General features: G+C 65.8%; 13 protein-coding genes. 9 read left to right on the top strand and 4 right to left on the bottom strand.

Annotation, left to right across the window (positions count from 1 at the left end; all coding sequences use genetic code 11):
• Positions 1 to 44 precede the first annotated feature (44 nt).
• The 3 genes from LNV23_RS08610 to LNV23_RS08600 all read left to right on the top strand — a co-directional run bounded on the left by LNV23_RS08610 (position 45) and on the right by LNV23_RS08600 (position 2,344).
• Complete coding sequence (locus LNV23_RS08610; protein ID WP_263562603.1) at positions 45 to 959, top strand: DMT family transporter; 915 nt, start codon at positions 45 to 47, stop codon at positions 957 to 959.
• Positions 956 to 1,819, top strand: a complete 864-nt coding sequence (locus LNV23_RS08605) for a sulfurtransferase (protein WP_263562602.1) — start codon at positions 956 to 958, stop codon at positions 1,817 to 1,819. Before LNV23_RS08610 ends, LNV23_RS08605 begins: the two co-directional genes overlap by 4 nt.
• A gap of 90 nt (positions 1,820 to 1,909) precedes the next feature.
• The gene (locus tag LNV23_RS08600; RefSeq protein WP_263562601.1) at positions 1,910 to 2,344 is read left to right on the top strand and encodes a universal stress protein; all 435 of its coding nucleotides are present in this window, start codon (positions 1,910 to 1,912) and stop codon (positions 2,342 to 2,344) included.
• Between the two features lie 83 nt (positions 2,345 to 2,427).
• On the opposite strand, the gene LNV23_RS08595 is transcribed toward LNV23_RS08600, so the two are convergent.
• A complete protein-coding gene (locus LNV23_RS08595; RefSeq protein WP_263562600.1) occupies positions 2,428 to 3,204 on the bottom strand; it encodes a ZIP family metal transporter in 777 nt (258 codons plus the stop codon).
• 216 nt (positions 3,205 to 3,420) lie between these two features.
• Here LNV23_RS08595 and LNV23_RS08590 point away from each other — a divergent pair, with 216 nt between their 5' ends.
• Positions 3,421 to 4,959, top strand: a complete 1,539-nt coding sequence (locus LNV23_RS08590) for a Ppx/GppA phosphatase family protein (protein WP_263562599.1) — start codon at positions 3,421 to 3,423, stop codon at positions 4,957 to 4,959.
• Between the two features lie 16 nt (positions 4,960 to 4,975).
• On the opposite strand, the gene LNV23_RS08585 is transcribed toward LNV23_RS08590, so the two are convergent.
• The 3 genes from LNV23_RS08585 to LNV23_RS08575 are packed head-to-tail and all read right to left on the bottom strand — an operon-like array spanning position 4,976 to position 8,449.
• The gene (locus LNV23_RS08585; RefSeq protein ID WP_263562598.1) at positions 4,976 to 5,440 is read right to left on the bottom strand and encodes a SixA phosphatase family protein; all 465 of its coding nucleotides are present in this window, start codon (positions 5,438 to 5,440) and stop codon (positions 4,976 to 4,978) included.
• A gap of 10 nt (positions 5,441 to 5,450) precedes the next feature.
• The gene (gene ppk1 / locus LNV23_RS08580) at positions 5,451 to 7,505 is read right to left on the bottom strand and encodes a polyphosphate kinase 1 (RefSeq protein ID WP_263562597.1); all 2,055 of its coding nucleotides are present in this window, start codon (positions 7,503 to 7,505) and stop codon (positions 5,451 to 5,453) included.
• A 47-nt stretch (positions 7,506 to 7,552) separates the two neighbouring features.
• Positions 7,553 to 8,449: a UDP-2,3-diacylglucosamine diphosphatase gene (locus LNV23_RS08575; protein WP_263562596.1), complete on the bottom strand. Its 897-nt coding sequence runs from the start codon at positions 8,447 to 8,449 to the stop codon at positions 7,553 to 7,555.
• Positions 8,450 to 8,547: 98 nt separating this feature from the next.
• Here LNV23_RS08575 and LNV23_RS08570 point away from each other — a divergent pair, with 98 nt between their 5' ends.
• The 5 genes from LNV23_RS08570 to LNV23_RS08550 all read left to right on the top strand — a co-directional run bounded on the left by LNV23_RS08570 (position 8,548) and on the right by LNV23_RS08550 (position 14,524).
• On the top strand, positions 8,548 to 9,480 hold the full coding sequence (locus LNV23_RS08570) for a hypothetical protein (protein ID WP_263562595.1): 933 nt from the start codon (positions 8,548 to 8,550) through the stop codon (positions 9,478 to 9,480).
• Positions 9,477 to 11,225 carry a single-stranded-DNA-specific exonuclease RecJ gene (gene recJ, locus LNV23_RS08565; RefSeq protein WP_263562594.1) on the top strand — a complete coding sequence of 583 codons (1,749 nt, stop codon included), beginning with the start codon at positions 9,477 to 9,479 and terminating at the stop codon, positions 11,223 to 11,225. Before LNV23_RS08570 ends, recJ begins: the two co-directional genes overlap by 4 nt.
• A gap of 9 nt (positions 11,226 to 11,234) precedes the next feature.
• Complete coding sequence (locus LNV23_RS08560; protein ID WP_263562593.1) at positions 11,235 to 12,128, top strand: 3',5'-nucleoside bisphosphate phosphatase; 894 nt, start codon at positions 11,235 to 11,237, stop codon at positions 12,126 to 12,128.
• Positions 12,129 to 12,203: 75 nt separating this feature from the next.
• Positions 12,204 to 12,830 (top strand): L-threonylcarbamoyladenylate synthase, encoded by a 627-nt coding sequence (locus LNV23_RS08555; RefSeq protein ID WP_263562592.1) that lies wholly within the window; start codon positions 12,204 to 12,206, stop codon positions 12,828 to 12,830.
• 143 nt (positions 12,831 to 12,973) lie between these two features.
• The gene (locus LNV23_RS08550; RefSeq protein ID WP_263562591.1) at positions 12,974 to 14,524 is read left to right on the top strand and encodes a methyl-accepting chemotaxis protein; all 1,551 of its coding nucleotides are present in this window, start codon (positions 12,974 to 12,976) and stop codon (positions 14,522 to 14,524) included.
• Positions 14,525 to 14,565: the final 41 nt, after the last annotated feature.

Below are 14,565 nucleotides of genomic sequence, written 5' to 3'. Positions count from 1 at the left end.
GCGTTGTCTTTTCTGAGTCCACGCCCAAGCTTGCCCTGCCCTCCATGTCCGCTTCCCTGCTGATCGTCGCCGCCACCTTCTTGTTCGCCAGCATGGGCGTCTGCGTCAAGCTGGCCTCGCGCCACTACGACGCCAGCGAAATCGTCATGTACCGCAGCCTGATCGGCGTGCTGATCGTGGCCGGCATGGCAGCCTTCCAGGGCAAGAGCCTGCGCACCCAAGTGCCGCTCAAGCATTTCGGTCGCAGCCTGGCCGGGGTGCTGGCCCTGTCGCTGTGGTTCTACTCGATCGGCCAGCTGCCTTTGAGCACGGCCATGACGCTGAGTTACATGTCCTCGGTCTGGATGGCAGTGTTCATGATTCTGGGCGCCCTGCTGTTCAAGACGGCGCCGGTGCGGCCACGCCTGGTGGCGGCCGTGCTGCTGGGCTTTGTCGGCGTGGCCCTGGTGCTGCGCCCAACCCTGGCGCAAGACCAAATCAGCGCCGGCCTGATCGGCCTGGTCGCCGGCATGCTCTCGGCCCTGGCCTATTTGCAAGTGGCCGGCCTGGGCCGGGCCGGCGAGCCCGAATACCGTGTGGTCTTCTACTTCTCGCTGGGCGGCGTGCTGGCCGGCGCATTGATCACCGCAGGCCTGCTGCAACTGGGCCTGACGCAAGGGCTGCACGGACACAGCCCGGAAGGCCTGGCGCTGCTGCTGGCCGTGGGCCTGCTGGCCACCGCAGCCCAGCTGATGATGACGCGCGCCTATGGCCGCGGCAAAGCTCTGGTCAACGCCGCATTGCAGTACCTCGGCATCGTCTTCTCGGTCGGCTACGCCCTGCTGTTTTTCGGCGAGGCCGTGGATGCCGGCACCCTGGCCGGCATGGCCCTGATTGTGGCGGCCGGCGTCGGCGCCAGCTGGGCGCAAGCCGGTAGACAATCGCCGGCGTCGCCACCCCAAGACCAAAGCCGCCCATGAGTCACAGCCACTATCAAACCTTGATTTCCGCCGCCCAGTTGCAGCAAGCCCTGGCCGCCGGCCAGCCCTTGCTCCTGGTCAACACCAGCTTCGACCTGGCAGACCCCGGAGCCGGTGAGCGTGACCATGCCCTGGGCCACATCCCCGGCGCTCACTATCTGCATCTGGACCGCGACCTCAGCGCAGCGCAGACCGGACCGGACGGCGTGTTCCGTGGCCGCCACCCCTTGCCGGACCGCGCTGACTTCGCCGCACGCATGGCGGCCATCGGCCTGCGCCCGGGCTTGCAAGCCGTGGTCTACGACGGCCAAGGCGGCATGTATGCAGCGCGGCTCTGGTGGATGCTGCGTTGGATCGGCCACGCCGAAGTGGCGGTGCTGGATGGCGGCCACGCAGCTTGGCTGGCCAGCGGCGGCGCGCTCAGCCATGCCCCGGCCCTGGGCCAGGCCGCCCGTCCGGTCTTGCAAGACAGCCAGGTCCGCAGCCTCGACGCCGAACAGTTGCGAGCGGAGCTGGGGCGCGTGCGCCTGATCGACGCGCGTGCGCCCGAGCGCTTCCGCGGCGAGGTCGAGCCCCTGGACGCACAGGCCGGCCATATTCCCGGTGCCAGCAATCGCTTGTTCAAGAACAATCTGCAAGAGGATGGCCGCTTCAAGTCGTCCGAGCAGCTACACCGTGAGTTCAGCGCATTGCTCGCCCCCTACCGCCCCGAGGACGTGGTGCATCAGTGCGGCTCAGGAGTCACGGCCTGCCACAACCTGCTGGCCATGGAGCACGCAGGGCTCCCCGGTTCTCGCCTCTACCCCGGCTCCTGGAGCGAGTGGTCGTCCGACCCGAGCCGGCCAGTGGCCAAGGGCTGAAAGCATTTGCTGGGCATTTCACTTGACCTAGCGCAAGATGGGCGAGCTCTGCCGCTACGAAACTGAAGTCCACAACAACGGAGGTTCGCCATGTTCAAGCGCATTCTGGTGCCCACTGACGGTTCAGACATTTCCACCAAGGCCATCCACACCGCCATCGCCATGGCCAAGCTCCATGGCGCCAAGGTCTATGCCCTGAGCGTCAAGGAGCCCTTTCCCTACAGCGCCGTGTCGGAAATGCAGCCGACCCCACCGCAGGAATTCTTCGACGCGCAGGAGCGCATTGCCAGCGCGCGCGTCAAGGCCGTGCTCGCCTTGTGCGAAGCGGCCGAAGTGCCCCATGAAGGCCACACGCTCGAAGCCCTCCATGCCTGGGAAGCCATCATCGAGTACGCCGCCAAGAACGACTGCGACCTGGTCGTCATGGCCTCGCACGGCCGACGCGGCGTGCAAGCCCTCTTGCTGGGCAGCGAGACCCAGAAGGTGCTGACCCACTGCAAGGTGCCGGTGCTCGTCGTGCGCTGAAACTCAGCGCACACAAGACAAAGGGCCGGGCTGCAAGAACGCAGCGCCGGCCCTTTTTTACGAGCTCGCTGGCTCGACTCAGCTCAATGCTTGCCTGACAGCGCCACCACGACCAGGGGAATGGCCAGGCCAGCGGTCAGCCAGAGCAGTTGCAGCCAGGTCTCGCGCAGGGGCAAACGGCGCTGCAACTGTGGGATCAAGTCGGCCACGGCCACATAAATGAAGCTGCTGCTGGCAGCCACCAACAGAAACGGGAACAGGCTCTCCCAGGGGCCGACCACGAAGTAACCAAGCACCCCACCGACCACCGCGGCCAAACCCGAAATGGCGTTGAAGAGCAAGGCCTTGCCACGCGAGAAGCCGGCATTGAGCAGCACGATGTAGTCACCGACCTCTTGCGGAATCTCATGGGCAATGATGGCCAGCGAGGTGACCAAGCCCAGATGCGGATCGGCCAAAAAAGCGGCCGCGATGATGATGCCGTCGCAGAAATTGTGGATGCTGTCACCGACCAGCACGCTCAAGCCGCCCCGGCCCGCCTGCTCGACATCGAAATGGTGGTGATGGTGATGGCCATCACCTTCGTGGTGGTGGGTGTGACGGTAGAGCTCGGCCTTCTCCAGCAGGAAGAAGAACATCAGGCCGCCCAGCAAGGTCATGAACAGGGCATGCGGGCTGGCCTGGCTTTCAAAGGCCTCGGGCAGCACATGGAGCAAGGCCGTGCCCAGCAGCACCCCGGTGGACAGGCCAACCAGGTGCTTGACCACCCGCCCGAGCAGGCTGACGGTGACGCTGGCGGCAATCAGCACCGAGAGCAGGCCGCCGCTGAAGGTGGCCAGCACGATATAAAACAGAGTCATGTCATTCCAGGTGGCGAGCGCCTCGTGGCGCCCACACCGGCCCCAAAAGTGCCGGTCACAAAAACAAGGGGAGGCTGAACCAGCCTCCCTGCAGCCAAGCGGCGGTGCATCTGGCACCCAGCATTGACTTTCTTCTTCATCTTAGCAAGCCTGTCAAGCGAGCGACCGCGCGACTCCGACACAGAGATGCCATCGGTTTGCCACGACAATGCCGCCATGAATTTGCCTGCCGCCTCCCGCGCCGCCGAGCTCTCCGTGCCGGCCACCGCCCCGCTTGCCGCCATCGACATGGGCTCCAACAGCTTCAGACTGGAGATCGCCCACCTGCCACGCGGCCAGTACAAGCGCCTGGAATACCTGAAAGAAACCGTGCGCCTGGGCGCCGGACTGGACGGTGAAGGCATGCTGACCGAAGCCGCCATGCAGCGCGGTCTGGACTGCCTGCGCCGCTTTGCCAGCCGCCTGGAAGGCTTCCCGGCCGCACGCGTGCGCGCCGTGGCCACCCAGACCCTGCGCGAAGCGCGCAACCGCAATGCCTTTCTGGCCCGCGCCAAAGAAGCGCTGGGCTACCCGATCGAGGTCATCTCCGGCCGCGAAGAAGCACGCCTGATCTTCGCCGGTGTCGCCCGTCTGCAGCCCTCAGCCTTGCCGCGCCTGGTGATCGACATCGGCGGCCGCTCGACCGAGATGATTCTGGGCCGCGGCCGCAAGCCGATCACGGCCGAATCCTTCCAGGTCGGCAGCGTCAGCCTGTCACTGCGCTTTTTCCCCGACGGCCAGTTCACCGCCGAGGCCTTCCGTGCCGCACAAGTGGCGGCGGGCGCTGAACTGGAAGAGGCCTTTGCCTTGTTCAAACCCTCGATGTGGCAGGAAGCCCTGGGTTCCTCCGGAACGGTCGGCGCGGTCGCGCAGATTCTTGCCGCCAGCGGCCAGACCGATGGCCGTATCACACCGGAGGCGCTGCGCTGGTGCATCGAACGCGCCCTGGAAGCCGGCAGCATGGAGCAGCTCAGCCTGCCCGGCTTGAAGGAAGACCGCCGTGCCGTGGTCGGCGGCGGCCTCTGCATCCTCTACACCTTGCTGACCCAGTTCGGCATCCCTGAGCTGCTGCCCGCCAAAGGCGCTTTGCGCCAGGGCGTGATCTTCGATCTGGTGGAACGTCTGGAAACCGAGCGCGCCGGCGATGGCGCCACCGTGCTGGACATGCGCGAAGCTTCGGTGGCCGCGCTGCAGAAACGCTTCAGCGTCGACCTGGCGCAGGCCGCGCGCGTGCAAGAGTTGGCTCTACGCCTGTACAAGCAGCTGGCGCCGCGTGCCAGCCGGGCCTTGCAGCGCGAGCTGGCCTGGGCCGCCGCCTTGCATGAAATCGGCATGATGGTCTCGCACCACGACCACCATCGCCACAGCGCCTACCTGCTCTCGCATGTCGACGCGGCCGGCTTCTCGCAAGACCAGCTGCGTCGTCTGGCCGATCTGGCTCTGGGTCAACGCGGCGGCCTGCGCAAGCTGGAAACCCAGATGAGCGACGAAAGCCTGCTCTGGCAGTTGCTGAGTCTGCGCCTGGCCGTGATCGCCTGCCATGCACGCGGCGTGACCGAACCCAAGGCCCTGACCTTGCGCCGCAACGGCCGTCAGATCGTGTTGAACCTGCCCAAGGCCCTGCCCGACACACAGCCGCGCGCGCTCTATCTGCTACAGGAAGAAGCCCAGGCCTGGGCTCGCTCCGAGGTGCTGGCGCTGCAATTGAGCGCTTGAGCGCAGCGAGTGCAGCTCAGAGCTGATCCGGCCCCTGCACCGCCACCAGGGTCAGTTCACGTCGACCGGCGCGCTCGCGCGCTCGCAGCCACCAGACTGCGCCTTTTTTCACCGCCCAGGCCTGGTCCTGACCGGCCAGCAAGCGCGCAGCCAAACGCCCCAGCGTCGGCTGATGCCCCACCAGCAGCACGGTTTGCTGGGTCGACTCTGGCCAGCCTGCCGCATCCAACAAGGCCTGCGGCTCGGCATCGGGCACCAAGGCCGGCAGCAAGTGCAGGTCCCGACCGAGTGCCAAGGCGGTGGCATGGGTGCGCGCAGCCGGGCTGCTGAGCACCAGACAATCGTCGGGCAATCGTTCATTCAACCAGGCGGCCATGCGCTGTGCCTGGCGCTCGCCTTTGACTGTCAAGCGACGCGCCATGTCAGTGCCGCCCTCTGCCAAGAGTTCGGCTTCGGCATGGCGCCACAGGATCAGGTCCATATCCGGCGGCTCAATGGTCGGCTTGATAGCGGCGCATCAAGGCCTGCTGGGCACTGCGACCCTGGTCAGAAACTCGGCTGGAGCGCCCGTCCGGACCCAGCTGCCAGGCATCCAGGCTGTCATGCAGATAGGGCAGCAAGGCTTCATCGATGACGCGTTGGCGCAAGCGCTCGTCCAGCACCGGCCAAGCTACCTCGATGCGGCGGAACATATTGCGACTCATCCAGTCCGCGCTGGACAGGTAGAGCGCCTCGTCGCCCTCGCCGGGTCCCCAGCGGAAGTAACAAATGCGGGTGTGTTCGAGAAAACGCCCCACCACCGAACGCACGACGATGTTGTCGCTGATGCCAGGCAGGCCCGGAGGCAGCATGCAGGCGCCGCGCACGATCAGATCGATCTTCACGCCGGCCTGCGAAACCCGCAACAAGGCCTGGATCAGTTCCAGATCGGTCAAGGCATTGATCTTCAACACCACGCGCGCCGGCCGCCCGGCCAGCGCCGCCTGTTCGACCTGAGCCAGGTACTCCATCATGCGGCTGTGCATATTGAAGGGCGCCAGCAGCAGGCGCTTGGGCGGCTTGATCTTGCCCAACGAAGCCAGCTGGCGAAACACCGCGTCGGCATCCGAGGTCAGTTCCGGATCGGCTGTCAGGTAACCGAGATCGGTGTAGAAGCGGGCCGTGCGCGGGTTGTAGTTGCCGGTGGACAGATGGGCATAACGCCGGAACTTGGCGCCCTCCCGGCGCGTCACCAGAAGCAGCTTGGCGTGCGTCTTGTAGCCGACGATGCCGTACACCACCTGCGCGCCCACGGCTTCCAGACGCTCGGCCCAGTTGATATTCGCCTCCTCGTCGAAGCGCGCCTTCAGTTCCACCACGGCCATCACTTCCTTGCCGCGCCGCGCCGCCTCGATCAGCAAGTCCATCAGCGCCGACTTGGCGCCGGTGCGGTAAATGGTCTGCTTGATGGCCAGCACATCGGGGTCTTCGACCGCCTGGCGCAGGAACTCCACCACCGGATCAAAGCTCTCGAAGGGGTGGTGCAGCAGCACATCGCCCTTGCGCAGACGGTCAAACATGGACTTCTGGCGCGGCAGCCGGCCTTGCGGCCAGACCGGCTCATGGTCAGGAAAGCGCAGTTGCGGCGCTTCGGTCTGGTCGATCAGCTCGTTCAAACGCACCAGATTGACCGGGCCGTTGACCCGGTACAAGGCCGCCACCGGCAGCGCGAACTGCTCCAGCAGGAACTGAGACAACTCGGCCGGGCAGGTGTTGACCACCTCCAGGCGCACGGCACGGCCGAAGTGACGGGTGGTCAGACCCGAGCGCAGAGCATGGCGCAGATTGGCGACCTCCTCCTCATCGACCTCCAGGTCGGAATCGCGGGTGACGCGGAACTGCGAGAAGGCCTCGACCTTGCGGCCGGAGAACAAATCCTCCAGATGGGCGCGGATCACGCTGGTCAGCAAGACAAACACCTGCTGTCCGTCGCTGACCGAGGCCGGCAGCTTGATCACGCGAGGCAAGACACGCGGCACCTTGACGATGGCAATGCGGTTGTCGCGGCCGAAGGCGTCCTTGCCCGACAGCCGTGCGATGAAATGCAGGGACTTGTTCGCCACCTGAGGGAAAGGATGAGCCGGATCCAGCCCCACCGGCACCAGCAAAGGCCTCACCTCGCGCTCGAAGAACTTGGCCACCCATTGGCGCTGCGCCTCGTTGCGGTCAGCATGGTTGAGCACGACGATGCGCTCGGCACGCAGGGCCGGCATCACATGGTCGTTGAAGATCGAGTACTGCTCGTCGATCAATGCATGGGCGGCGCGCCCGACCCGTTCGACATCGCGGTTATTGACCAGGCTCTCCGGATCGCGCGCGGCATCCAGCATGTCGGCAAAGCGAACCTCGAAGAACTCATCGAGGTTGGAGGACACGATGCAGATGTAGCGCAGCCGTTCGAGCAGCGGCACGTCAGGGCGCTGAGCCTGAGCCAGCACACGCCGATTGAATTCGAGAATTGCCTGCTCACGGTTGAGCAGCACCACGGGCGCTTGAGATACGGTCATCGGGTCATTCTATGGACCAAATATGACAATCACAAAAGCCATTCGGCTCATGCCAGCGTACGCCCCGCCTCCGACGCCATGGCCGGCCGCGGCAGCGCCAGCGTGCGCCCGGCCAGCAGGCTGCTGTGGGCACTCCAGTCCAAGATTTCCAACTGACCGTCGGCGTGCTCGACCAGGGCGGTCAGGCTCTCCACCCAGTCGCCGTCATTGGCGTAGAGGATGCCGTCGATTTCACGCAGCTCGGCATGGTGGATATGACCGCAGACGACCCCATGCACGCCGCGCTTGCGCGCCTCGCGCGCCACCGCCACCTCGAAATCGGAAATGAAACTGACCGCCCGCTTGACCTTGAGCTTCAGGTACTTGGACAAGCTCCAGTACGGAAGACCCAGGCGGGCGCGCAGGCTGTTGAGATGGCGGTTGAGCTTGAGCGTCAGCTCGTACAAGGTGTCGCCGACATGGGCCAACCACTTGGCGCACTGAATCACCCCGTCGAACAGATCCCCATGGGTGATCCAGAGCTTGCGGCCGTCGGCCGTCTCGTGCACCCACTCCTTGGCGACTTCAATGCCGCCGAAGTTGTGGCCCAGGTATTTGCGTGCGAATTCGTCGTGGTTGCCGGGAATGAAAATCACCCGGCAGCCCTTGCGCGCCTTGCGCAGCAGTTTCTGCACCACATCGTTGTGGGCCTGCGGCCAGTACCAGCTACGGCGCAGCTGCCAACCGTCGATGATGTCGCCGACCAAGAACAGCTGCTCGCATTCCACTTCGCGCAGGAATTCCAGCAAAGCCGCAGCCTGGCAACCCGGCGTGCCGAGGTGCAGGTCCGAGATCCAGACCGTGCGATAGCTGCGGCTGGGGATCTCGTTCACGCTCTCGTCACTTGCTGCGGCGCTGACAGCGCTGGCCAAGGCGGCGCGTGTGATGGCGGGGTCGTGCTGCATGACCGGCAGTCTCGACCGCAGCCGTGTCGCTGCCATGGCAAGGCTGTGACGCTTGTGTGACGCAAGCAGCCATCAAGGCTGGCCTCGATAATCGCCCCATGCATCTGATGATTCCCCACGCCAGCGCCCTGGGCGACGCCTGCCAGCACAGTCTTGGCGAACTGAACCTGCCCCATTTGAGTGAGCTGCTGGGCCGACTGAGTTCAGATGGCGCGGCCATCGGCGGCGACGAGTACAGCCTCAACACCCCGCAGGAGCTGGCCCTGGCCCAGCTGCGCGGCAACACAGCAGCCCCGGGAGCGTTGCCCACCGCCGCCTGGTTGGCCGACAGCCTGGGCCTGGATGCCAGCCTGGCCTGGGCGCGCCTGACACCGCTGCACCTGGCCGTGGGCAGCGACCACATCACCGCCCGCAACCCGGAAGAGCTGCAACTGAGCGAGTTCGACTCGCGTGCGCTGTTCGAGGCCTTGGCCGAGCTCTGGCCCAGCAGCGAAAGCTGGGCCGCCCACTGGGTGGACGCACAGTGCTGGCTGATCGGCCACGCCAGCCTGCAAGGCCTGGCCTGCGCCAGCCTGGACCGGGTATTGGCCCGCAATGTCGCGGCCTGGATGCCCGAGGCCCGCCTGCTGCGACGCCTGCAAAACGAGATCCAGATGCTGCTGCACGAGCACCCCCTGAACGAAGCTCGCGAACAACGCGGCTTGCTGCCGGTCAATTCCGTCTGGATCAGCGGCTGCGGCCGCCATGACGGTGGCGCGCTGCCGGCAGCGCTGCAAGTGGACGAGCGCCTGCGCGCGCCGCTGCTGACTGGCGACTGGGCCGCCTGGGCCGAGGCCTGGGTGGCGCTGGACGCCGGCCCGGTGGCGCGCGGCCTGGACCTGGCTCGCGCTGGACGCCCGGTCTGCCTGACCCTGTGCGGCGAACGATTGGCGCAAAGCTATGCCTCGGTCCCCAGCAGCGCAATGCAAAACCTGTGGCAGCGTATACGCCCGCCGCGCGCCAACACCGCCGCCGTGCTGGGGGCACTGTGAACGCGCCCCGCCTGCTGAGCCGTGAAGTGCCGCCACGGACCGCCTGGGCCCTGGAGCAAGCCGGTGTCGAGCCGCTGTTGGCGCGATTGTTCGCAGCGCGTGGTGTCAGCTCGGCCGAGGAGTTGGATGACGGCCTGGCCCGCTTGCTGCCGCCCGAAGACCTGAAAGGCATCCAAGAGGCTGCACGCTTGCTGGCCGACTGCATCGAGCAGCGCGAGCGCATCTGCCTGGTGGCCGACTACGACTGTGACGGCGCCACCGCCTGCAGCGTGGCCTTGCGCGGCCTGGCCTTGTTGGGCGCAGGCCCCGAGCAGCTTTGTTACGTCGTGCCCGACCGCGCCATCCATGGTTATGGCCTGACCCCGGCCATCGTCGAGCTGGCCCTGCCGCTGCGGCCGCAGCTTTTGATGACGGTGGACAACGGCATCGCCAGCATGGCCGGCGTGGCCCATGCCAAAGCCCTGGGCCTGAAGGTGCTGGTGACCGATCACCACCTGCCGGCGCTCGTCGATGGCCAGGTCGAGCTGCCCGCGGCCGACGCCCTGGTCAACCCCAGCCAGCCCGGCTGCGCCTTTGCGAGCAAGAACCTGGCCGGCGTGGGCGTGGCCTTTTACGTGCTGCTGGCCCTGCGCAGCGAGTTGCGCCAACGCGGCCGCTACGAAAACACGCCACAGCCCAAGCTCGACGGCCTGCTGGACCTGGTGGCCTTGGGCACGGTGGCCGATGTGGTCAAGCTGGACGCCAACAACCGCCGCTTGGTGGCGCAGGGGCTCAAGCGCATGCGCGCCGGCCGGGTGCAGCCGGGCATCGCCGCCCTGTTCACTGCCGCCGGCCGCGACTGCAGCCGTGCCAACGCTTTCGACCTGGGCTTTGCACTGGGCCCTCGCATCAATGCCGCGGGCAGGCTCTCGGACATGACTCTGGGCATTGAATGCTTGCTCAGCGATGACCCGGCGCGCGCCCTGGAGCTGGCGCGCCAGCTCGACGCCATCAACCGGGAGCGGCGCGAAATCGAGGCCGATATGCGCGAGCAAGCCGAGTTCAAACTCGACGAACTGATGCAGGACCCGCGCCTCAAGGGTGAGCCACCGGCCGCCCTGGCTCTGTTCGAGCCCGAGTTCCACGAAGGCGTGGTCGGCATCATTGCCTCGCGCCTCAAGGACCGCATACACCGGCCCACCTTTGTCTTCGCCCGCGGCGCCGACGGCCAGCTCAAGGGCTCGGGCCGCTCCATCCCCGGCTTTCATCTGCGCGATGCCCTGGACCTGGTCAGCAAGCGCCACCCCGAGCTCCTCAAAAAGTTCGGCGGCCACGCCATGGCGGCGGGTTGCACCTTGGCCGACGATGGCTTTGAGCGATTCGACCAGGCTTTGCAAGCCGTGGCGGCCGAATGGCTGGACGCCGCGGCCCTGACCCGCACCCTGCGCACGGACGGGCCGCTCGCCCCGGAGCTGTTCACCGCCGAGACCGTGCGCAGCCTGGACGCCCAGGTCTGGGGTCAGGCCTTCGAAGCGCCGCTGTTCTGCGACCGGGTGGAAATCGTCTCCCAGCGCATCGTCGGTGAGCGCCATCTCAAGCTGCGCCTGCGCCAGGGTGGCACTTTACGCGACGCAATCTGGTTCGGCCACATCGAACCGGTGCCCGAACGCGGCTTGCTCGCTTACCGACTGAGCTTGGACGAATACCAGGGTCAGCAACGGGTGCAGATGATCGTCGAGGCGATGGCGGAGGAGGCCGGCGCCTAAAATGGCCCGGTGAATCCAAACGCCACCAGCCCCTTCGCCCTCCACCACCTCAGCAATGCCGATCTGCATTGCCATTCGCGGGTGTCCGACGGCACTTTGCAGCCCGAGGAACTGGCCGCACGCGCCAAGGCCAATGGCGTCGAACTCTGGGCCCTGACGGACCATGATGAGGTGGGCGGCCAGCAGCGCGCCCTGGAGGCCGCCCAGGCCCAAGGCTTGGCTTACCTGACTGGGGTGGAAATCTCGGTCAGCTTCGCAGGCCGCGTGGTGCACATCGTCGGCCTGGGTTTTGACCACCGCAACGAGGCCTTGATCCAGGGCCTGCGCGCCACCCGCGGCGGCCGCGAGCCGCGCGCCCGCGAAATGGCAGCAGGCCTGGCGGCGGTGGGCATCCAGGGCGCCTTCGAAGGCGCACTGCAGTACGTGGGCAACCCGGAACTGATCTCGCGCACCCATTTCGCTCGCTTCCTGGTCGAGGCCGGCCATTGCAGCGACATCAGCGAGGTGTTCCGCCGTTTCCTCACCGAGGGCAAGCCCGGTTATGTCGAGCACCGCTGGGCGAGCCTGGGCGACGCCGTGCGATGGCTGCGCGAAGCCGGTGGCTTGGCCGTGATCGCCCACCCGGCGCGCTACGCCTTCACGCCGACCGAGGAATACGCCCTGTTCACCGAGTTCATCGCCCACGGCGGCCGTGGCGTCGAGGTCGTGACTGGCAGTCACAGCGCCGCCGAGGCTGTCAAGTACACCGAAACCGCGCTGGAGTTTGGCTTGCTGGCTTCGCGCGGCTCCGACTTTCACTCACCGGATGAAAGCCGCATCGACCTGGGCCGTCTGGACGCTCTGTCCGGGCGTTTGCAGCCGGTCTGGATGGCACTGGCCGATCGCGTTCATCCGCCCCAGTGAAGTTGCCGCGGCGGCGCGCGTGTCTTTTTCGCACCGCCGCGCGCACGCGCACAAAAGCCAGCGCCACAATGGCCCATGGCTCAGTTCTTCGAAGTCCACCCGGACAACCCCCAGCCGCGCTTCCTGAAGCAGGTGGCGCAGATCCTTCATGGCGGTGGCATCGCGGCCATCCCGACCGACTCCAGCTACGCCTTGGTCTGCCATCTGGACGACAAGGCCGCGGCCGAAGCGCTGCGACGCATCCGCGGCGTCGATGACAAGCACCACCTGACCCTGCTCTGCCGCGACCTCAGTGAACTGGCCAGTTATGCCCGCGTGGACAACCGCCAGTACCGCCTGCTCAAAATGGCCACGCCCGGCCCCTTCACCTTCATCTTGGAGGCGACCAAGGAAGTGCCGCGGCGCCTGTCTCACCCATCGCGGCGCACCATAGGCCTGCGGGTGCCCGACCACCGGGTCACCCAGGATTTGCTCGCCGTGTTCGGCCAGCCCCTGCTGGCGACCACCTTGATTGCACCCGGCGACAGCGAGCCTCTGAACGATGCCCAGGAAATTTCCGCACGCTTGGACAAGCAACTGCAAGCCATTCTGGACGCCGGGGCTTGCGCACGCGAACCGACGACCATCATCGACCTGAGCCATGAAACACCGGAACTGATTCGCCAGGGTCGCGGAAATGCAGCCAGTCTGGGGCTTTTTTAACTTGACCACCGGAACCGCTTTGCGATGATCCTCAAGTCTTCAAGCAGCTTGCCGATGATCCACGGGTAGGCTGCACACACAATAAAACAGGGTGGCAGCGTCAGCCGTGGATGTTTGTTGTCATTAGGAAGAAAGCGCCCGCCATGAGTCTTCTCTCAAAATTGCGTATCAGCCAGCGCTTGGGCTTGAGCTATGCCGTGCTGATCGTGCTGTTGATCATCATTGGCAGCTACGGGGCGTACAGCGCCAACCGCCTGGCCAAGGACCTTGACCGCACGGCCAACCAAAGCCTGGTCAAGATCGCCGCCGCCAATTCACTGGAGGGCAATGTCAATGTCATTGCCCGCGCATCTCGGGATCTGCTGCTGCTCGATGAAGCGCGCCAGATCAAGAAGCAAAAGGCGGCTATCGACGGCGCTGTGCAGGAAAGTGACAAGCAACTGAGCAGCTTGGTCGCTACGCTGGACAGCAGCGCCGAGAATGAGCTGGTCGGCAAGGTCAAGGAAGCCCAGGCCAAGTTCTTCGCCTCGGTGGAAAAGTTCCGCAAGGTGCAGCAGGACGGCAGCCCAGACGAGGCCCGCGAGAGCCTGATCACCGACGTGCGCCCGGCCCAGCAGGCCTACCAGGACGGTCTCAAAGGCTTGGTCGATATGCAGTTCGAGAACGCCCACGACCTGGCGGTGGCCGGCGGTGAACTGGCCCGCAACTCGGTGCTGGTCACCGTGGTCCTGGTGATCGTCGCCGTGGTGATCGGCGGGGCTGGCGGCCTGGCCATTTCGCGCTCCATCGTCAACCCGGTCAAGCAGGCGCAAGCCGCGGCCGATGCGATCCGCAATGGTGACCTGACCCACACCTTCGGCGTATCGGGCAGTGACGAGCTGGGCCAGATGCTCGACGTCATGCAAGGCATGCAGGAAGCGCTGTCTGGCGTCGTCAGCAGCGTCAGCGCAGCCGCTGCGGATGTGGCGCAGAGTTCCAGCCAGATTGCCAGCGGCAACAACGACCTGTCCGACCGGACGGCACGCTCGGCGTCCAGCCTGCAAACAACAGCCGCCTCGGTGGAACAGATCGCTGCCAACCTCAGCGGTGCCAGCGAGCTGACCCGCAAGGCCGCCGGCATCGCCAGCAAGGCCCGCAACTCGGCCAGTGCTGGCGGCAAGGCCGTGGCCCAGGTGGTGGCGACGATGGAAGAGATCAGCGCCAGCTCGCGCAAGATCGGCGACATCATCGGCGTCATCGACGGCATCGCTTTCCAAACCAACATCCTGGCGCTGAATGCCGCCGTGGAAGCTGCGCGCGCCGGTGAACACGGCCGCGGCTTTGCGGTGGTGGCCTCGGAAGTGCGCGCCCTGGCCTCTCGGGCCGCCTCGGCCGCCAAGGAAATCAAGGTGCTGATTCAGGAATCCACGGTCAAAGTGGAAACCGGCACCGACCTGGTCAACAACGCCGGCGTGACCATCAGCAGCGTGGTCAACGAAGTCAATGACATGGGTCAGCTGATCGAAGAGATCTCGCACTCCGCGCAGGAGCAGGCGACCGGTGTCGGCATCGTCAACAATGCCATGAACGAGCTGGATCGCAGCACGCAGCAGAACGCCAGCCTGGTCAGTGAGCTCAGCCATTCCACCGAGGCGCTGACCAGCAGTTCTTCACGCCTGTTGCAAGCCGTGGGCTTCTTCCGCACCCAAGCCTGAATTTCCAACTCCCAGCCCTTTTCGCTGACAAACCCCGACAG

The sequence above is a fragment of the Kinneretia sp. DJ1R-11 genome (genome assembly GCF_025717595.1).
In the GTDB taxonomy this organism is placed as follows: domain Bacteria; phylum Pseudomonadota; class Gammaproteobacteria; order Burkholderiales; family Burkholderiaceae_C; genus Paucibacter_A.
Note: the sequence above shows the minus strand (reverse complement) of the source record. Positions and strands in the feature narration are given on the sequence as shown.